Raw genomic sequence first — 17,517 nt, 5'->3', positions numbered from 1 at the left:
CCATCGTAAGCGGCGCGGCGGCGGCCGGCGCACACGCAAGGATGGCCCCGAGCAGAAACGGATGATCTTTTTCTGCTCAACCGGGGCGCGCCGCCGGCAGGCCCGGCAGGCGGGCCGAAAACGCGTCACAATGCGCGTTCGACATCCCCATCCACTGGAGGAAGGCCATGAGCGAAGCGATTCTCGCGGCGCCGACGGACAACGGCGTCCCGGTCAGCCTGCGCTCCAGCCGCGGGCTCGGCTGGCACGGCTTCGGTGCGTCGCTGCTGCAGATCCGCGCGGGCACCTACCGGATTCCGGCGGCCGAGCATCACCGGATCGGCGTGCATATCGGGTCGCCCGTTCGCGCGGATTGTGTGTGCGACGGCGAGCGCGTGTCACGCATCCAGGCGCATGGCGACGTTGACGTGATTCCGGCCGGCCTGCCCGGCCAGTGGACCGACAGCGCCGACTGCCAGATCCTCCATATCGCGCTCAGCGACACGTTCGTGCGGCGGACCGTCGAACAGCTCGAGCTGAAGCCGTCGCAGGGGCAGATCCGCCGCCGGCTGCAGGTGCGCGATCCGCGCCTGCAGCACATCGCGTGGGCGATGGCCGCCGAACTCGAAGCGGAAGACGCGTCGGATCCGCTCTATGCGGAAAGCCTGTGCACGGCGCTCGTCGCGCGGCTGGTCGACGGCCAGCCGGCGTTTCGCGAGCGCCGCCGCACACTGGCGCCGAAGGCGGCCGCGCGCGTGATCGACTATGTCGAAGCCAACCTCGACCGGCGCATGACGCTCGCCGAACTCGCGGCGCTCGTGTCGATCAGCGTGCCGCATTTCAAGGTGCTGTTCCGCGAAACGCTCGGGATGCCCGTGCACCAGTACGTCGTGCGGCGCCGGGTCGAGCGCGCGAAGGCGCTGCTGCTCGAAGGCCGGCTCAGCATCAGCCAGATCGCGCTCGAAGCCGGGTTTGCGCATCAGAGTCACATGGCGAACTGGATGAATCGCGTGCTGGGGGCGACGCCGACCGAGATTGCGCGGTCGGGGGCGCGGGGCGGGCTGCGGCTCGCGTATGACGGCGAGGGTAGCGGGAGCGGGGCGTAACGGAGCGATGGCACAGCGCCGGATATGAGGTGTCGCGTTGTATCCCGGGGCAATTCTCCAACAGGCTGTTGGACAATTGCCGCGTGCGCCTTCGGCTAGTGGCAGACCGTACGGTTCGAAGCGACAGACAAGACCGTGGGCAACTCGCATCGCAACTGCCACCCAATCCGTCATCCTTTCCTGCTGTATTCATCCCTCCGTGCGCGCCGTTCCCTCCGCGCAACCCGACAATCACCACGCCATCATCTCCCCCAGGAGCGAATCGTGTTCGTGATCTTCGGTGCATCCGGCAACGTCGGCCAGTCGACCGTGACGGCCTTGCGCAACGCCGGCCATCCCGTGCGCGCGGTGTTGCGCGGCGCACGCCATCGTGAACGTTTCGTGCAGCTCGGCTGCGACGTCGTGATCGCCGAGTTGACGGACGCGAACGCGATCGCGTCGGCAATCGACGGCGCACAGGCCGTGCAGATACTGTGCCCGGTGCCGGTCGCGGACCCCGATCCGGCCGCGACGATGACGCGGACGATCGATGTCGCGACCGCCGCGCTCGCCGCCAACCCGCCTCCGGTGCTGCTCGCGCTGTCGGACTACGGCGCGGAGCGCGACGGCAATACGGGCATCACCCGGCTGTTTCATCACTTCGAGGAACGGCTGCGGACGATCCCGACGCACGTGACGCTGCTGCGTTCGGCCGAGCATCTGCAGAACTGGACGCGCATCCTGCCGGTCGCGCTCGGCACCGGCGTGCTGCCGAGCTTTCACCATCCGGTCGGCAAGGTGTTCCCGACGGTCTGGGCGCCCGATGTGGGCGTCGTCGCGGCGCGGCTGCTGCTCGATGTACCGGAAGGCGGCAACGGGCCGCGCATCGTCAGTGTCGAAGGGCCGCGGCGGGTGAGCGTGACGGCGATCGCCGATACGCTCGGCGCGGCGGCAGGCCGGGCCATCGTCGCGCATGAACTGCCGCGCGAGACGTGGGCCGCGACGCTGCTGCGTGCGGGCCTCAGCGAGCGCCATGCGCAGTTGATCGTCGATCTCTACGACGTGCACAACGCCGGGCAGATCGACGTCGAGGCGGGTGTATCGGAGCGGCTTTACGGGACGACGACGCTGACCGATGCGCTCGCCCAACTGGTGCGCCAGCACGCCCGATAACAGCGGCGGCGACACGCGTTGCCCATCACGCCTGTCGCCGCACCTTGTTCAGTACCGCATACGAAAGCGACCCGATCACGATCCCCCAGAACGCGGAGCCGAGCCCGAGCCACGTCATGCCCGACGCGGTCGCGAGGAACGTGATCAGCGATGCCTCGCGGTGGTTCTCGTCCGCGAAGATCCCGTGCACGTTCGCGCCGATCGCGCCGATCAGCGCGAGCCCCGCGAGGATCGCGACGAACGCCTTCGGCAGCGCGAGGAACACCGCGACGATCGTGCCCGCGAACAGCCCGCCGATCAGGTAGATCGCCCCGTTCGCGAGTCCCGCGATGTAGCGCCGGTCCGGGTCTTCGTGCGCGTCCTTGCCGGTGCAGAGCGCGGCCGTGATCGCCGCGACGACGATCGTGATCCCGCCGAAGCACGCGACCACGAGCGACATCACGCTGGTCGCCGTGATGATCGGCCGCGCGGGGGTGTGATAACCGGACACGCGCAGGATCGTCATGCCCGGCAGGAACTGGCCGGTGAGGCTGACGACGACGAGCGGCAGCGCGAGGCTGAGCGTCGTGCCGAGCGTCCATTCGGGCGCGATGAAGATCGGGTGCGCGATGCTCGCCGATACGTTGCCGAGATGCGTCATCCCGAGCAGCGTTGCGAGCGCGGCGCCCGTCAGCAATACGAGCACGATGCTGTAGCGCGGCAGCAGGCGCCTGAAGATCACGTAGGCCGCGATCATCCCGAACGCGAGCGCGGGCTGCTCCGACGCGGCGGAGAACGCATGCGTGCCGAACGGCAGCAGGATGCCGGCCATCATCCCGCACGCGATGCCGTGCGGAATGTGGCGCACGAGCCGGTCGAAATAGCCGGTCACGCCGATCAGCAGGATGATCAGCGCGGCTGTGATGTACGCGCCGACGGCCTGGTTGAGCGTCAGTTGCGGAAACAGGCCGACGAGCAGCGCGGTGCCGGGCGCCGACCACGCGGTGATGACCGGCACCTTCAGCTTCCAGCTCGCGAACAGGCCTGACACGCCCGCGCCGATCGAGATCGCCCAGACCCACGACGACACCATCGCGTTCGACGCATGCGCCGCCTGCGCGGCCTGGAAGAAGATCGCGAGCGGGCCCGCGTACGAAATCAGGACTGCGAGAAAGCCCGCGGTAATCGCGGAAACGGACCAGTCGTTGCCGATCGCGCGGATCGCGCCGGGCGGGGTGTTCGGTTGCATCGTCGTGGGGGAGTGCGGCGCGCGGCCGGGAGCAGAGCCGGGGCGAATGATTGTTGGAAGCCCCGGACGAGCCGTCATTCTGGGCATTGCCGGCGCAATTGGCAATGCGCGGGTGCGAGCGATGCTGTCGGCTTTCCGTAAGGAAGGTGCGGCGGGGCGGATGAATCGGTGGCCGTGCGGCCTGTCACCCGGTTTGCTGAATCCGGCGCCTTCGCCGCATGTCACGTACTGATCTGCAACACCTTGTCGACCACCGCCACCTTCACGCCGCTCCCCGTCGACAACGACGCCGTGCCCTGGTCGAACGGATGCACGGGCGTATCGGTCGGCGTCCACGCATGGCGCGCCAGCAGTTCGCGATACCCGCCGCGAATCACGAAGCCGCCGCACTTCCGCGCATACGCGTCGCGGCGCATCCGGTACGCGTGCGGCAGGTCGTACCACGGCAGTTTCGGCAGGTCGTGATGGACGAGGTGATAGTTGTTGTTCAGGTACAGCAGCCGCATTGCGAAGCCTGCTTCATTGATCGCGATGCGCGCCTTCGGATGCGGCGCGGCGCGGTGCTCGTACAGCGAGCGAATCATCGCGATCGACAACGCGGGCCACGTGACCGCGAGCAGGTAATACCACCACGGCACGCCGATCGCCCATTGCAGCCACGCGAGCAGCGCGGCCACGCAGGCTACGTGCGTCGCCCACATCGGCAGATAGCGGAAATCGCCGCGACGAAACGAAGCGAATGCGTCGACGCCCATCGCGGCGATGCTCAACGGCGGCCCGGCGACGAAGCGTCCGACGAAGGTCTTGCGGGCGACCGTCAGCACGCGGCGCCAGCGCGGCAGCTGCGCCCAGCGCTCGCGCGTGACGTAGTTCGTTTCGGGATCGACGCCCGGCACGGTCAGGTCTTCGTCGCGATGATGGTCGAGATGCGTGTCGCGATACAGCGTGTACGGATACCAGACCGTCAGCGGCGGATAGCCGAGCAGCTTGTTCACGCGCGCGGAGCGCGTCGGATGGCCGTGCAGCAGCTCGTGCTGCAGCGACAGGTGCCACGCGCCGAGCAGGATCAGCGGCGGCGTCGCGGCCGCGAGCGACAGGGTGCCGTCGCGCACGAGCAGCAGCACGGCGAGCCAGCCGCCGTAAATCGTGACGACCAGCAGCCAGGTCGGCCACTCGGTGCGCGCGGTGAAGCGGGTGTCGAGCGCGGCGATCGCACGCGCGTGGTCGACGTCGAAGTATTCGGCCATGGCGTTGAGGCGGGATTGAACGGGCAGCGCGGGGAACGAGCGGTTGAACCGGTGCGCTCGGCCCGGGTGCGCAGGTGTCTCGCGGATCACGGTCGGCCTGTCCGGGATCACGCGCGGTGGCGAGGCTCGGGCAGGCATCACGACGGTACCGGGATCGCACCACGCGGCCAACCAATCGATTCGCATTTGCTTATCGTCGCGCGGCCGATAAGCTTCGGGCGCGCTGCGTCACGTTCGGCCCCCGTTTTGCCGGGATTGAATCAGGTTCCGCTGAGCGAGCGTCGCTGCGTAGAATGCCCGCATGAGCCCATGGATCGCCGCCCTGCCGATGTACAACGTGACGCCGCGCCACGACGCGCTGTGGCGCGCGCTGCTGCGCGATGCACTCGATGCGTTCGCAAACGCGGGCGGGGCCGCCGATGTCGCGCTTCCCGATGAACCCTTCGACGATCTGCACGCGCTGTGGCGGCGCAACGATCTGCTGCTGTCGCAGACCTGCGGCTATCCGTACCGGATGCTGGGCCTGCGCGATGTCGTGCGACTGATCGCGACGCCCGTGTTCGATGCGGAAGGCTGCCACGGTGCGCACTACAGCAGCGTGCTCGCCGTGTCGGCACACGCGCATGCGGGCGGCGCGACGACGCTCGCCGCATGCCGCGGGCTGCGTGCCGCATTCAACGGTCGAGATTCGCACAGCGGGATGAACGCGCTCCGGCATGCGGTTGCGCCGTATGCGCGCGACGGACGATTCTTCGGATCGGTTGCAGCGCTCGGCTCGCACCTGAACGTGCTGCGTGCGCTGGCTTCAGCGGAAGCCGATTGCGCGGCGATCGACTGCGTGACGTTCGCGTACGTGCGCGACGCGCTGCCCGAATTGCTGGAGGACATCCGGATCATCGGTACGACAGCCTCTGCGCCGGGGTTGCCGTTCATCGCATCGCGCGCGCTGCCGGAAACGCAGGTCGCCGCGTTGCGGGACGCGCTCGATCGCGTGGTCGTCGCCGATGCGGAACGGGCGCGCGCGCTGCGGCTGAAGGGATTCGAACGGTTGTCGCCAGGCGACTACGACACGATTGCGCGGTTCGAGCACGAGGCGGTCGCGCACGGGTATCCCGTGCTGGCCTGAGTGGCGCGAGCGTCGCCGTTTCCAGCTAGAACGGCAACGTACCGGGCGGCGCGTTGCGCACGACGGCAAGCGTCGTGCCGATATGGTCTTCGAGCGCGAGCGCCGCGCGTGCATCGGCGCGCCGCATCGCGGCTTCGAACAGGCACGCATGTTCCGCGTGCACGTCGCGTTTCGAATCGCCGAGCCCGATGCACACGCGCCGGTACCGTTCGCTTTGCTGCGAGAGCATGCGCAGGATCAGGTAGGTCCACGGCGTCGCGGCCGCCGAGATCAGCGCTTCGTGAAAGCGCCGGTTGCACGCTTCCCACGCGGTCCGGTGCTCGATCGATACCGGCTGCTCCCACGCCGACAGCATCTCGAAGCTCTGCCGCACTCTTTGTTCCCACGCATCGTCGCCGCGCCGCACGGATTCGCGCAGCGCATCGACCTCGATATGGATGCGCAGCCGCGTGATCGCTTCGAGATCGTCGACCGACATCGGCGTGACGCGAAACCCGCGCTGCCCTTCGGCGACGACCAGCGCATCGCTGACGAGCCGCGTGAGCGCTTCGCGCAGCGTGCCCGCACCGACGCCGTACACGTTCTTCAGGTGCTCGACGCGCAGCTTCGCGCCGGGCGGGTAGTGCCCCTCGATGATGTGCTGGCGAAGCTGGTGGTACGCATGCTCGCTGAGCGTGCGTGCATGCGGCTCGACCGCGTCGTCGGCGGCCGGCTCGATCGCGGGCGGCGTGTCGTCGGGCAGTGCGTCGGCGAACGGGTGGGCGGGCAGGATGGTGTTCATGTCAGGCGTCCTCCTGATCCTGTTTGCGGTTGAGGCGATAGCTGAGCTGCGCGCGCGTCAGCCCGAGCAGGCGGGCGGCGGCCGACAGGTTGCCGTTCGCGCGATCGACGGCCTCGTGCAGCAGCGCGCGCTCGAGGCCGTCGAGCCCGCCGCCGCCCTGCAACTGGTCGAGGATCGTCGCGCAGTCGATCGACAGCGCGGCGGCCGGCTTGATCTGCCCCGCACGGTCGACGGTAGAGCCGCCCGGCAGACCGACGCCGGGGAACAGGTCCTTCGCGTCGACCGGCCGGTTGGGGCGCGACAGGATTACCGCGCGCTCGATCAGGTTCTCGAGCTCGCGCACGTTGCCGGGCCACCGGTAGCCGCGCAGCGCGTCGTATGCATAGTCGGTCAGCGTGGGCGCGGGCTTGCCGTGCAGCGACGCGAAGCGTTCCAGCATTGCGTCGGCGAGCAGCGCGATGTCGTCCTGCCGGTCGCGCAGCGCCGGGATCAGCACCGGGTAGACGTTGATCCGGTAATAGAGGTCGGCGCGGAAGGTGCCGTCGCGCACGGCCTGTTCGAGATCGCGGTTGGTCGCCGCGACGACGCGCACATCCACCTTCCTGCCGTCGGTCGCGCCGAGCCGTTCGACCTCGCCTTCCTGAAGCACGCGCAGCAGCTTGGCCTGCACGTCGAGCGGCAATTCGCCGATCTCGTCCAGGAACAGCGTGCCGCCGTTCGCACGCTCGAAGCGCCCGGCGCGCGCGACCTGCGAGCCGGTGAATGCGCCTTTCTCCGCGCCGAACAGTTCCGATTCGATCAGCGCGTGCGGAATGGCCGCGCAGTTGATCGCGACGAACGGCTTCGCGGCGCGCGGGCTCAGGCTGTGCAGCGCGCGGGCGAAGCGCTCCTTGCCGACGCCCGTCTCTCCGGTGAGCAGCACGGCCACCTTGGTCGGCGCGGCCGTCTCGAGCAGCGCATAGGCGGCGCGAAACGCGTCGGAGCGCCCGACGAGCCGCGTGCGGCCATCGTCGGGCGCAATCTCGAGGCGCAGCGATTCGACCTCGGTCTGCAGGTCGCGGATCGTGTTGATCAGCGAATCGGCCTTGAACCACGACGAGATTTCCTCGGCGTCGGGCCATTCCTCGGCTGGCTTGCCGACGATCGTGCAGTGCGGGTCGTGCATGCCGACGCAGCTCGTTTCCTTGAACAGGATCGTCCGGCCGATGAAGGCGCTCGTATAGCCGGTCGCATAGCCGATCAGCATCCAGCACACCGGCTCGGGCTGCGGCCCGAACGTGCGGCGGTGCACGTCGGCTTCCCATGAGTGTTCCCAGCGGTATTCGCAATAGAACGCGCCCGTCGCGGGATCGGCCTCGAAGCGCAACGGCGTGACCTGCACGGCGCCTTCGAGCATGTGCAGCTGCGGGCCGACATGGAACATGTCGAACAGCGACGCGCCGTTGCGGATCTCGCGGGCGAGCGCGGCGTCCCGTTCGCCGGCGGCGAAGCCGACGCGCGTGAAGAACCGCCGCGTCTGCGCCGGCCCGACGCTTTCCATCAGCTCCTGGCGCAGCGTCGCCAGCGCGCCGGCATGGAGCAGCACCATCCGCTGTCCGGCGAGCCAGATGCGGCCGTCGCTCGCCGAAAAATGGATCAGCTTGCGCAGGTCGGTGTCCGGCGGCAAGGGGGGCAGGCTGGGCCGCGTCATGTCTCCTCCGTCGAGATTTCTCGTGATTTTCGAATTTTCCACTGGCGGCGCCCCAACCCGGGCAGCCGTTTGATCATTTCATCAAATGCGTGCGGCCGGGTTGCTCAAATGATGAAGAGGGCCGCCGAATCTGGGGTTCGGCGCAATCGCCCGGGCGTGCTTTCCATTCTGGTTAACCGCCATTGTGGATCGCGAATTCAAACTTCGCGTCAGGGCTTTCCCTGAATTATCGAGATTTTTTGCCGAACCGGCCGCGCGTGGCACGGATGCTGCATTGAAGGACGGCATGGAGGCGACACCGGACATGAATCCAACCGACACCGATCTTTCCCCGCTCGACCCTGGCCGCAAGTGCGTCCGCGTCACCGGCACGAACACACGCGGCTTCGTCGAATTCGAGTTGTCGATCGGCGGCGCGCCGGAGCTGTGCGTCGAACTGACGTTGCCTCCTGCCGCCTTCGACGCGTTCTGCCGCGAACAGCAGGTCACGCGGCTGGACATCGAAGCGAACCCATGACCTTGAGGAGCAAGAAGTGACCATCGAGCTGAAGACAGTCGACATCAAGCCGCTCCGGCACACCTTTGCGCACGTGGCGCAGAACATCGGCGGCGACAAGACAGCGACGCGCTACCAGGAAGGCATGATGGGCGCGCAGCCCCAGGCGAACTTCCATTACCGGCCGACGTGGGATCCCGATTACGAGATCTTCGATGCGTCGCGCTCGGCGATCCGGATGGCGAACTGGTACGCGCTGAAGGACCCGCGCCAGTTCTACTACGCGTCGTGGGCGACCACGCGGGCGCGCCAGCAGGACACGATGGAAGCGAACTTCGAGTTCGTCGAGTCGCGCCGGATGATCGCCCTGATGCGCGACGACGTCGCCGCGCATGCGCTCGACGTGCTGGTGCCGCTGCGCCACGCGGCGTGGGGCGCGAACATGAACAACGCGCAGGTCTGTGCGCTCGGCTACGGCACCGCATTCACGGCGCCCGCGATGTTTCACGCGATGGACAACCTCGGGGTCGCGCAATACCTCACACGGCTCGCACTCGCGATGGCCGAGCCCGACGTGCTCGACACCGCCAAGGCGGTGTGGGCCACCGGCGCCGCGTGGCAGCCGCTGCGGCGTTACGTCGAGGACACGCTGGTGGTCGCCGATCCGGTCGAGCTGTTCGTCGCGCAGAACCTTGCGCTCGACGGGCTGCTTTACCCGCTCGTATACGACCGCTTCGTCGATGAACGAATCGCGCTCGCGGGCGGCTCGGCGGTTGCGATGCTGACCGCGTTCATGCCGGAATGGCACACCGAATCGAACCGCTGGATCGACGCCGTCGTGAAGACGATGGCTGCCGAATCCGACGACAACCGCGCGCTGCTGGCACGCTGGACGCGCGACTGGTCCGCGCGGGCAGACGCGGCGCTCGCGCCGGTGGCCGCACTGGCGCTGCAGGACGACGGCCGCGCGGCGCTCGACGAAGCGCGGGAACAGTTCCATACGCGTGTCGCGAAGCTCGGCATCGCGCTCTGAGCCCGGCCGCCCACCTTTCATCCAGGAAACCAGCATGTCCAACGTATTCATCGCCTTCCAGGCCAATGAGGAGTCCAGACCGATCGTCGAGGCGATCGTCGCCGACAACCCGCTCGCGGTGGTGGTCGAGTCGCCCGGCATGGTCAAGATCGATTCGCCCGACCGGCTGACGATCCGCCGCGAAACGATCGAGGAACTGACCGGCACGCGCTTTGACCTGCAACAGCTTCAGGTGAACCTGATCACGCTGTCCGGCCACATCGACGAGGACGACGACCAGTTCACGCTGAGCTGGACGCACTGAACGACGCGCCACGCGCACCGACAACACCGGAGACACGAATGGACACGCCAACGCTCAAGAAAAAACTCGGCCTGAAGGACCGCTACGCGGCGATGACGCGCGGCCTCGGCTGGGAGACGACCTACCAGCCGATGGACAAGGTCTTCCCGTACGACCGCTACGAGGGCATCAAGATCCACGACTGGGACAAGTGGGTCGACCCGTTCCGCCTGACGATGGACGCGTACTGGAAATACCAGGGCGAGAAGGAAAAGAAGCTGTACGCGGTGATCGACGCGTTCACGCAGAACAACGCGTTCCTCGGCGTGACCGATGCGCGCTACATCAACGCGCTGAAGCTGTTCATCCAGGGCGTGACGCCGCTCGAATACCTCGCGCATCGCGGCTTCGCGCACGTCGGCCGGCATTTCACCGGCGAGGGCGCGCGCATCGCGTGCCAGATGCAGTCGATCGACGAATTGCGGCACTACCAGACCGAAACGCACGCGATGTCGACGTACAACAAGTTCTTCAACGGGTTCCATCACTCGAATCACTGGTTCGACCGCGTCTGGTACCTGTCGGTGCCGAAGTCGTTCTTCGAGGATGCGTACTCGTCGGGGCCGTTCGAATTCCTGACCGCCGTGAGCTTCTCGTTCGAATACGTGCTGACGAACCTGCTGTTCGTGCCGTTCATGTCGGGCGCGGCGTACAACGGCGACATGTCGACCGTCACGTTCGGCTTCTCCGCGCAGTCGGACGAATCGCGCCACATGACGCTCGGCATCGAGTGCATCAAGTTCCTGCTCGAGCAGGACCCGGGCAACGTACCGATCGTGCAGCGCTGGATCGACAAGTGGTTCTGGCGTGGCTACCGGCTGCTGACGCTCGTCGCGATGATGATGGATTACATGCAGCCGAAGCGGGTGATGAGCTGGCGCGAATCGTGGGAGATGTACGCGGAGCAGAACGGCGGCGCGCTGTTCAAGGATCTCGCGCGCTACGGCATTCGCGAGCCGAAGGGCTGGCAGGACGCGTGCGAAGGCAAGGACCACATCAGCCATCAGGCATGGTCGACGTTCTACGGCTTCAACGCGGCGTCTGCGTTCCACACGTGGGTGCCGACCGAGGACGAGATGGCGTGGTTGGCCGCGAAGTATCCCGACTCGTTCGACCGCTACTACCGCCCGCGCTTCGACTACTGGGGCGAGCAGGCGAAGGAAGGCAACCGCTTCTACATGAAGACGCTGCCGATGCTGTGCCAGACCTGCCAGATCCCGATGCTGTTCACCGAGCCCGGCAACCCGCGGAAGATCGGCGCGCGCGAATCGGACTATCTCGGCAACAAGTTCCATTTCTGCAGCGACCACTGCAAGGAAATCTTCGATCACGAGCCGCAGAAGTACGTGCAGGCGTGGCTGCCCGTGCACCAGATCCACCAGGGCAACTGCTTTCCGCCGGGCACGGACCCGAGCGCCGAAGGCTTCGATCCGCTCGCCGCGGTGCTCGACTACTACGCGGTGGGCATGGGCCGCGACAACCTCGATTTCGAAGGCTCGGAAGACCAGAAGAACTTCGCGGCATGGCGTGGCCAGGCCACGAGCAACTGATCGATACGCAACACCTACGCAACCTTGAACGAGACCGGCGCACGCGCACATGCGCGAACGCCGGCCGACAGGAGACAAGCATGGCCGTCATCGCGCTCAAACCCTACGACTTCCCGATCAAGGACGCGGTCGGGAAGTTTCCCGCACCGCTGCTCTACGTGTGCTGGGAAGACCACCTGATGTTTCCGGCGCCGTTCTGCCTGCCGCTGCCGCCGGACCTGCCGTTCGGCGCGCTCGCGCGCGACGTGCTGCCGCCCGTCTACGGCTACCACCCCGACTTCGCGAAGATCGACTGGGATCGCGTCGAGTGGTTCCGCTCCGGCGAGCCGTGGGCGCCGGACGCGGCGAAGAGCCTGGCCGGCAACGGCCTCGGGCACAAGGACCTGATCAGCTTCCGCACGCCGGGCCTCGACGGCCTCGGCGGCGCGAGCTTCTGACCGCGACGCGGACGGGCGAACCATCATGAGCCACCAACTAACCATCGAGCCGCTGGGCGTCACGATCGAGGTCGAGGAAGGACAGACGATGCTCGACGCGGCGCTGCGCCAGGGCATCTACATTCCGCACGCGTGCTGTCACGGGCTGTGCGGCACCTGCAAGGTTGCTGTGCTCGACGGCGAGACCGACCTCGGCGACGCGAACCCGTTCGCGCTGATGGACTTCGAGCGCGAGGAAGGCAAGGCGCTCGCGTGCTGCGCGACGCTGCAGGCCGACACCGTGATCGAGGCCGACGTCGACGAGGAACCGGACGCGGAGATCATCCCCGTCAAGGACTTCGCGGCGGACGTTACGCGCATCGAGCAACTCACGCCGACCATCAAGTCGATCCGCCTGAAGCTGTCGCAGCCGATCCAATTCCAGGCCGGCCAGTACGTGCAGCTCGAGATTCCGGGGCTCGGGCAGAGCCGAGCGTTCTCGATCGCGAATTCACCGGCCGACGTGGCCGCGACCGGCGAGATCGAGCTGAACGTGCGGCAGGTGCCGGGCGGGCTCGGCACCGGCTACCTGCACGAGCAGCTGGCGACGGGCGACCGCGTGCGGCTGTCGGGCCCGTACGGCCGCTTCTTCGTGCGCCGCTCGGCCGCGTTGCCGATGATCTTCATGGCCGGCGGATCGGGCCTGTCGAGCCCGCGCTCGATGATCGCGGACCTGCTCGACGGCGGCGTCACCGCGCCGATCACGCTGGTCTACGGCCAGCGCAACGCGAAGGAACTCTATTACCACGACGAATTCCGCGCGCTCGCCGAGCGTTACCCGAATTTCACGTACGTGCCGGCGCTGTCAGAAGGCGCGGCGGATGCCGGCGGCGGGGTCGCGCAGGGGTTCGTGCACGACGTCGCGAACGCGCATTTCGACGGCGACTTCTCCGGCCACCAGGCGTACCTGTGCGGGCCGCCCGCGATGATCGATGCGTGCATCACCGCGCTGATGAAGGGCCGCCTGTTCGAGCGCGACATCTATCACGAGAAGTTCATCTCGGCGGCCGACGCGCAACAGACGCGCAGCCCGCTGTTCCGGCGGGTGTGACATGGACGCGGGCCGCGTGTGCGCCACGGTGACGATCGCGCAGACCGACGAGCGCTATGCGTGCGCGTCCGGCGAATCGTTGCTGGCCGGAATGGCGAAGCTCGGCCGGCGCGGCATTCCGGTCGGCTGCCTGAACGGAGGGTGCGGCGTGTGCAAGGTGCGCGTGCTGCGCGGCGCCGTGCACCGGCTCGGGCCGGTGAGCCGCGCGCACGTGAGCGCCGACGAGGAGCGTGACGGCTATGCGCTCGCGTGCCGCGTCACGCCGGACGGCGACGTCGAACTGGAAGTGGCGGGCCGGCTGAAAAAGCCGTTTTTCTGCGGCTCGGCCCGTGCCGGGGCGCCGGTATTCAACAAGTAACCAGGAGGAGACTCACCATGGGTGTGATGCGTATTGGTCATGTCAATCTGAAGGTGATGGACATGGAAGCGGCGTTGCGTCACTACATCCGCGTGCTCGGCATGCAGGAGACGATGCGCGACGCGGCCGGCAACGTCTACCTGAAATGCTGGGACGAATGGGACCGGTATTCGCTGATCCTGTCGCCGTCCGATCAGGCGGGGCTCAAGCATGCGGCCTACAAGGTCGAGCACGACGCCGATCTCGACGCGTTGCAGCAGCGCATCGAGGCGTACGGCATCCGGACGGAGATGCTGCCCGAAGGCGCGCTGCCGGTGGTGGGCCGCCAGTTGCGCTTCCTGCTGCCGAGCGGGCACGAGCTGCGCCTGTTCGCGAAGAAGGAGCTGGTCGGCACCGCGGTCGGCTCGCTGAATCCCGATCCGTGGCCCGACGACATTCCAGGCTCGGCCGTGCACTGGCTCGACCACTGCCTGCTGATGTGCGAGCTGAACCCGGAATCCGGTGTGAACCGCGTCGAGGAGAACACGCGCTTCATGGCCGAATGCCTCGACTTCCACCTGGCCGAGCAGGTCATGGTCGGCCCGGGCAACACGATCCAGGCCGCGACGTGGATGTTCCGCAGCTCGACGCCGCACGACATCGCGTTCGTCGGCGGCCCGCGCAACGGGCTGCATCACATCGCGTTCTTCCTCGACGACTGGGCCGACGTGCTGAAGTCGGCCGACGTGATGGCGAAGAACAAGGTGAAGATCGACGTCGCGCCGACGCGGCACGGCATCACGCGCGGCACGACCATCTATTTCTTCGATCCGAGCGGCAACCGCAACGAAACCTTCGCGGGGCTCGGCTATCTCGCGCAGCCCGACCGCCCGGTCACGACGTGGACCGAGGAAGAGCTCGGGCGCGGGATCTTCTTCCATTCCGGTGAGCTGAACGAAGCGTTCACGACCGTCTACACCTGACCCGCACGGGAGCACAGCGTCATGGCTGGCAACGATTCGACCCGCAGTGTCGTCACGCGCACGATCGACTGGACCGCCGCGTCGCGCGCCGCGCAGGCGGCGGCTGAGGCCGCCGAGCGGCTCGACGTGCGCGTGAACGTCGCGGTCGTCGATGCGGCCGGCCTGCTCGCGGCATTCGTGCGGATGCCCGGTGCGCCGCTGCATTCGATCGACATCGCGATCGACAAGGCGTACACGGCCGCGAGCTTCGGCTTGCCGACCGGTGCGTGGCACGACGCGCTGGCCGCGCATTCGGCGGCCGTGCGGCAGGGGCTCGTCTTGCGCCCGCGCTTCGTCGCGTTCGGCGGCGGGCTGCCGATCGTCGACGACGGCGCGCTGATCGGCGGCATCGGCGTATCGGGCGGCAGCGAGGCGCAGGACGAAAGCTGTGCCCGCGCGGGCCTCGACGCGGCCGGCTTCGGCGGCGGGTGACGGGCGGCATACGCAACACGGCACGCGGCTCGCGAACGTACTTTGCGAACGTCTCTCGCGAACGTCCTTCGCGGCCGCACCGGATCACGGATTCACGACTATCGGCAACCACATCATGTACGACACGGAACCTCTCGCCGCGACACGCGGCCCCGCCGGCGGGCAGCCGGAACCGCGGTACGTCCGCAACTTCATCGACGGCGACTATCGCGCGGGCGATCGCTGGTTCGACAAGCGCTCGCCGCTCGACAACGCCGTGATCGCGCGCGTGGCGGAAGCGAGCCGCGCGGATGTCGACGCGGCCGTCCACGCGGCGCGCGCAGCGCTGTCAGGGCCGTGGGGCGGCCTGACCGTCGCGCAGCGCGTCGAGATCCTGTATGCGGTGGCCGACGGCATCACGCGCCGCTTCGACGATTTCCTCGAAGCCGAAGTGGCCGACACCGGCAAGCCGGTGAGCCTCGCGAGCCATATCGACATCCCGCGCGGCGCGGCGAACTTCAAGGTGTTCGCCGACGTCGTGAAGAACGTGCCGGGCGAAACCTTCGAGATGGCGACGCCGGACGGCGCGGGCGCGCTCAACTACGCGATCCGCCGCCCGGTCGGCGTGGTCGGCGTGATCTGCCCGTGGAACCTGCCGCTGCTGCTGATGACGTGGAAGGTCGGCCCTGCGCTCGCCTGCGGCAACACGGTGGTCGTGAAGCCGTCGGAGGAAACGCCGCAGACGGCCGCGCTGCTCGGTGAAGTGATGAACGCGGCAGGCGTGCCGCGCGGCGTCTACAACGTCGTGCACGGCTTCGGGCCCGGCTCGGCCGGCGAATTCCTGACGACCCATCCCGGCGTGAACGCGATCACGTTCACCGGCGAGACGCGCACCGGCGCGGCGATCATGAAGGCGGCGGCCGACGGCGCACGGCCCGTCAGCCTCGAGATGGGCGGCAAGAACGCGGCGATCGTGTTTGCCGACTGCGATTTCGATGCGGCCGTCGAAGGCACGCTGCGCTCGTGCTTCGCGAACGCGGGGCAGGTGTGCCTCGGCACCGAGCGCGTGTATGTCGAGCGTCGGCTGTTCGAGCGCTTCGTCGCCGCGCTGAAGGCCGGCGCCGAGCGGCTGCGGCCTGGCCGCCCGGAAGCGGAGACCACAGGCATCGGCCCGCTGATCAGCCAGGAGCACCGCGACAAGGTGCTGTCGTACTACCGTCAGGCCGCCGAGCTCGGCGCAACAGTCGTGACGGGCGGCGGCGTGCCCGACATGCCGGACGACCTGCGCGGCGGCGCGTGGGTGCAGCCGACGATCTGGACGGGCCTTGGCGACGATTCGCCGCTCGCGCGCGACGAGATCTTCGGGCCGTGCACGCTCGTGATGCCGTTCGATTCGGAAGCCGAGGTGATCGGCCGAGCGAATGCGAACGTGTACGGGCTGTCGACCGCGATCTGGACCACCAACCTGTCCCGCGCACATCGCGTCGCCGCGTCGATCGACGTCGGCATCGCGTGGGTCAATTCGTGGTTCCTGCGCGACCTGCGCACTGCGTTCGGCGGCGCGAAGCAATCGGGTATCGGCCGCGAAGGCGGCGTGCATTCGCTCGAGTTCTACACGGAACTCCGCAACGTCTGCATCAAGCTCTGACCCACTCCGTTACTGATCGGAAAACTCTTATGGACTCCACGTTGATTACCGCGCTGGGCGACCGGCTGTACGACGCGATGACCTCGCGCACGCCCGTCGCACCGCTGACGTCGCAGCACGAGGACCTGTCGGTCGACGACGCATACCGGATCCAGCAACGCTTCGTGCAGCGCCGCCTGGACGCCGGGGAAACCGTGATCGGCAAGAAGATCGGCGTCACGTCGAAGGCCGTGATGGACATGCTCGGCGTGTACCAGCCCGATTTCGGCTACCTGCTGTCGGGAATGGTGTACGGCGATGGTGCCTGCATCGCGCTCGACACGCTGATCCAGCCGAAGGCGGAAGGCGAGATCGCGTTCGTGCTGAAGCGCGACCTGCTCGGGCCTGGCGTGACGAACGCGATGGTACTGGCCGCGACCGAATGCGTGATGCCGTGCTTCGAGATCGTCGATTCACGGATTCGCGACTGGAAGATCCGGATCGGCGACACCGTGGCCGACAACGCATCGTGCGGCGTGTTCGTGCTCGGCGACCAGGCGGTGAGCACGCGCCGCGTCGATCTCGCGACCTGCGGGATGGTGCTCGAGAAAAACGGCGACGTGATCGGCACCGGCGCCGGCGCCGCCGCGCTCGGCTCGCCGGTCAATGCAATCGCGTGGCTCGCCAATACGCTCGGCCGGCTCGGCATTCCGCTGAAGGCCGGCGAAGTGATCCTGTCCGGCGCGCTCGCCGCGATGGCGCCGGCCGGGCCCGGCGACAACTTCCGCGTGTCGATCGGCGGGATCGGCGCGTGTTCGGTGCGGTTCGCGTGAGCGGCGCCGTTCCCCTTCACTGGCAAACG

The 17,517-nt window shown here is 67.7% G+C and carries 18 protein-coding genes; 14 read left to right on the top strand and 4 right to left on the bottom strand.

Annotated features, from left to right (window positions below; genetic code table 11):
- Nucleotides 1–167 precede the first annotated feature (167 nt).
- Together G3O06_RS00845 and G3O06_RS00840 are read left to right on the top strand one after the other, a co-directional pair.
- On the top strand, nucleotides 168–1,085 hold the full coding sequence (locus tag G3O06_RS00845; protein WP_205814561.1) for an AraC family transcriptional regulator: 918 nt from the start codon (nucleotides 168–170) through the stop codon (nucleotides 1,083–1,085).
- 264 nt (nucleotides 1,086–1,349) lie between these two features.
- Nucleotides 1,350–2,237, top strand: coding sequence for an NAD(P)H-binding protein (locus G3O06_RS00840; protein WP_205814560.1), 888 nt, complete (start codon nucleotides 1,350–1,352; stop codon nucleotides 2,235–2,237).
- A 25-nt stretch (nucleotides 2,238–2,262) separates the two neighbouring features.
- Here G3O06_RS00840 and G3O06_RS00835 read toward each other — a convergent pair whose 3' ends face one another.
- Together G3O06_RS00835 and G3O06_RS00830 are read right to left on the bottom strand one after the other, a co-directional pair.
- Nucleotides 2,263–3,465 (bottom strand): benzoate/H(+) symporter BenE family transporter, encoded by a 1,203-nt coding sequence (locus G3O06_RS00835; RefSeq protein WP_205814559.1) that lies wholly within the window; start codon nucleotides 3,463–3,465, stop codon nucleotides 2,263–2,265.
- 221 nt (nucleotides 3,466–3,686) lie between these two features.
- Nucleotides 3,687–4,712, bottom strand: a complete 1,026-nt coding sequence (locus G3O06_RS00830) for a fatty acid desaturase (protein WP_205814592.1) — start codon at nucleotides 4,710–4,712, stop codon at nucleotides 3,687–3,689.
- Nucleotides 4,713–5,013: 301 nt separating this feature from the next.
- On the opposite strand from G3O06_RS00830, the gene G3O06_RS00825 reads away from it, so the two are divergent.
- Nucleotides 5,014–5,838 carry a PhnD/SsuA/transferrin family substrate-binding protein gene (locus G3O06_RS00825; protein ID WP_205814558.1) on the top strand — a complete coding sequence of 275 codons (825 nt, stop codon included), beginning with the start codon at nucleotides 5,014–5,016 and terminating at the stop codon, nucleotides 5,836–5,838.
- 25 nt (nucleotides 5,839–5,863) lie between these two features.
- Here the strand turns inward: G3O06_RS00825 and G3O06_RS00820 are convergent, their stop codons facing one another.
- Nucleotides 5,864–6,619 (bottom strand): GntR family transcriptional regulator, encoded by a 756-nt coding sequence (locus G3O06_RS00820; RefSeq protein ID WP_205814557.1) that lies wholly within the window; start codon nucleotides 6,617–6,619, stop codon nucleotides 5,864–5,866.
- A gap of 1 nt (nucleotide 6,620) precedes the next feature.
- Complete coding sequence (locus tag G3O06_RS00815) at nucleotides 6,621–8,309, bottom strand: sigma-54-dependent Fis family transcriptional regulator (RefSeq protein ID WP_205814556.1); 1,689 nt, start codon at nucleotides 8,307–8,309, stop codon at nucleotides 6,621–6,623.
- Between the two features lie 184 nt (nucleotides 8,310–8,493).
- Between G3O06_RS00815 and G3O06_RS00810 the strand changes: the two genes are divergently transcribed.
- From G3O06_RS00810 to dmpE, 11 genes are all read left to right on the top strand, one after another.
- On the top strand, nucleotides 8,494–8,826 hold the full coding sequence (locus tag G3O06_RS00810) for a phenol hydroxylase subunit (RefSeq protein ID WP_254608223.1): 333 nt from the start codon (nucleotides 8,494–8,496) through the stop codon (nucleotides 8,824–8,826).
- A 16-nt stretch (nucleotides 8,827–8,842) separates the two neighbouring features.
- A complete protein-coding gene (locus G3O06_RS00805; protein WP_205814555.1) occupies nucleotides 8,843–9,838 on the top strand; it encodes a phenol hydroxylase in 996 nt (331 codons plus the stop codon).
- A gap of 34 nt (nucleotides 9,839–9,872) precedes the next feature.
- Nucleotides 9,873–10,142, top strand: a complete 270-nt coding sequence (locus G3O06_RS00800; RefSeq protein WP_034203030.1) for an MmoB/DmpM family protein — start codon at nucleotides 9,873–9,875, stop codon at nucleotides 10,140–10,142.
- A gap of 38 nt (nucleotides 10,143–10,180) precedes the next feature.
- Complete coding sequence (locus G3O06_RS00795) at nucleotides 10,181–11,731, top strand: aromatic/alkene/methane monooxygenase hydroxylase/oxygenase subunit alpha (protein ID WP_174956690.1); 1,551 nt, start codon at nucleotides 10,181–10,183, stop codon at nucleotides 11,729–11,731.
- A gap of 80 nt (nucleotides 11,732–11,811) precedes the next feature.
- Nucleotides 11,812–12,168: a phenol hydroxylase subunit P4 gene (locus G3O06_RS00790; RefSeq protein WP_175022691.1), complete on the top strand. Its 357-nt coding sequence runs from the start codon at nucleotides 11,812–11,814 to the stop codon at nucleotides 12,166–12,168.
- A 25-nt stretch (nucleotides 12,169–12,193) separates the two neighbouring features.
- Nucleotides 12,194–13,258, top strand: coding sequence for a 2Fe-2S iron-sulfur cluster binding domain-containing protein (locus G3O06_RS00785; protein ID WP_205814554.1), 1,065 nt, complete (start codon nucleotides 12,194–12,196; stop codon nucleotides 13,256–13,258).
- A 1-nt stretch (nucleotide 13,259) separates the two neighbouring features.
- Nucleotides 13,260–13,616, top strand: coding sequence for a 2Fe-2S iron-sulfur cluster-binding protein (locus G3O06_RS00780; protein WP_205814553.1), 357 nt, complete (start codon nucleotides 13,260–13,262; stop codon nucleotides 13,614–13,616).
- A gap of 17 nt (nucleotides 13,617–13,633) precedes the next feature.
- Complete coding sequence (locus tag G3O06_RS00775) at nucleotides 13,634–14,578, top strand: catechol 2,3-dioxygenase (protein WP_205814552.1); 945 nt, start codon at nucleotides 13,634–13,636, stop codon at nucleotides 14,576–14,578.
- A gap of 21 nt (nucleotides 14,579–14,599) precedes the next feature.
- Nucleotides 14,600–15,049, top strand: a complete 450-nt coding sequence (locus G3O06_RS00770) for a heme-binding protein (protein ID WP_205814551.1) — start codon at nucleotides 14,600–14,602, stop codon at nucleotides 15,047–15,049.
- A 115-nt stretch (nucleotides 15,050–15,164) separates the two neighbouring features.
- Nucleotides 15,165–16,676 (top strand): 2-hydroxymuconic semialdehyde dehydrogenase, encoded by a 1,512-nt coding sequence (locus G3O06_RS00765; RefSeq protein ID WP_205814550.1) that lies wholly within the window; start codon nucleotides 15,165–15,167, stop codon nucleotides 16,674–16,676.
- 29 nt (nucleotides 16,677–16,705) lie between these two features.
- Nucleotides 16,706–17,488, top strand: a complete 783-nt coding sequence (gene dmpE / locus G3O06_RS00760; protein ID WP_034203024.1) for a 2-oxopent-4-enoate hydratase — start codon at nucleotides 16,706–16,708, stop codon at nucleotides 17,486–17,488.
- Nucleotides 17,489–17,517 lie beyond the last annotated feature (29 nt).

Source organism: Burkholderia sp. Ac-20345 (assembly GCF_017104825.1).
Classification (GTDB): Bacteria; Pseudomonadota; Gammaproteobacteria; order Burkholderiales; family Burkholderiaceae; genus Burkholderia; species Burkholderia lata_B.
Note: the sequence above shows the minus strand (reverse complement) of the source record. Positions and strands in the feature narration are given on the sequence as shown.

Bases quoted from the DNA above. Each gene is read 5' to 3' on its own strand.
- G3O06_RS00790 (WP_175022691.1), top strand. From the start codon at position 11,812: ATGGCCGTCATCGCGCTCAAACCCTACGACTTCCCGATCAAGGACGCG.
- G3O06_RS00830 (WP_205814592.1), bottom strand. From the start codon at position 4,712: ATGGCCGAATACTTCGACGTCGACCACGCGCGTGCGATCGCCGCGCTC.
- G3O06_RS00825 (WP_205814558.1), top strand. From the start codon at position 5,014: ATGAGCCCATGGATCGCCGCCCTGCCGATGTACAACGTGACGCCGCGC.
- G3O06_RS00795 (WP_174956690.1), top strand. From the start codon at position 10,181: ATGGACACGCCAACGCTCAAGAAAAAACTCGGCCTGAAGGACCGCTAC.
- G3O06_RS00820 (WP_205814557.1), bottom strand. From the start codon at position 6,619: ATGAACACCATCCTGCCCGCCCACCCGTTCGCCGACGCACTGCCCGAC.
- G3O06_RS00845 (WP_205814561.1), top strand. From the start codon at position 168: ATGAGCGAAGCGATTCTCGCGGCGCCGACGGACAACGGCGTCCCGGTC.
- G3O06_RS00815 (WP_205814556.1), bottom strand. From the start codon at position 8,309: ATGACGCGGCCCAGCCTGCCCCCCTTGCCGCCGGACACCGACCTGCGC.
- G3O06_RS00765 (WP_205814550.1), top strand. From the start codon at position 15,165: ATGTACGACACGGAACCTCTCGCCGCGACACGCGGCCCCGCCGGCGGG.
- dmpE (WP_034203024.1), top strand. From the start codon at position 16,706: ATGGACTCCACGTTGATTACCGCGCTGGGCGACCGGCTGTACGACGCG.
- G3O06_RS00775 (WP_205814552.1), top strand. From the start codon at position 13,634: ATGGGTGTGATGCGTATTGGTCATGTCAATCTGAAGGTGATGGACATG.
- G3O06_RS00780 (WP_205814553.1), top strand. From the start codon at position 13,260: ATGGACGCGGGCCGCGTGTGCGCCACGGTGACGATCGCGCAGACCGAC.
- G3O06_RS00835 (WP_205814559.1), bottom strand. From the start codon at position 3,465: ATGCAACCGAACACCCCGCCCGGCGCGATCCGCGCGATCGGCAACGAC.
- G3O06_RS00785 (WP_205814554.1), top strand. From the start codon at position 12,194: ATGAGCCACCAACTAACCATCGAGCCGCTGGGCGTCACGATCGAGGTC.
- G3O06_RS00770 (WP_205814551.1), top strand. From the start codon at position 14,600: ATGGCTGGCAACGATTCGACCCGCAGTGTCGTCACGCGCACGATCGAC.
- G3O06_RS00800 (WP_034203030.1), top strand. From the start codon at position 9,873: ATGTCCAACGTATTCATCGCCTTCCAGGCCAATGAGGAGTCCAGACCG.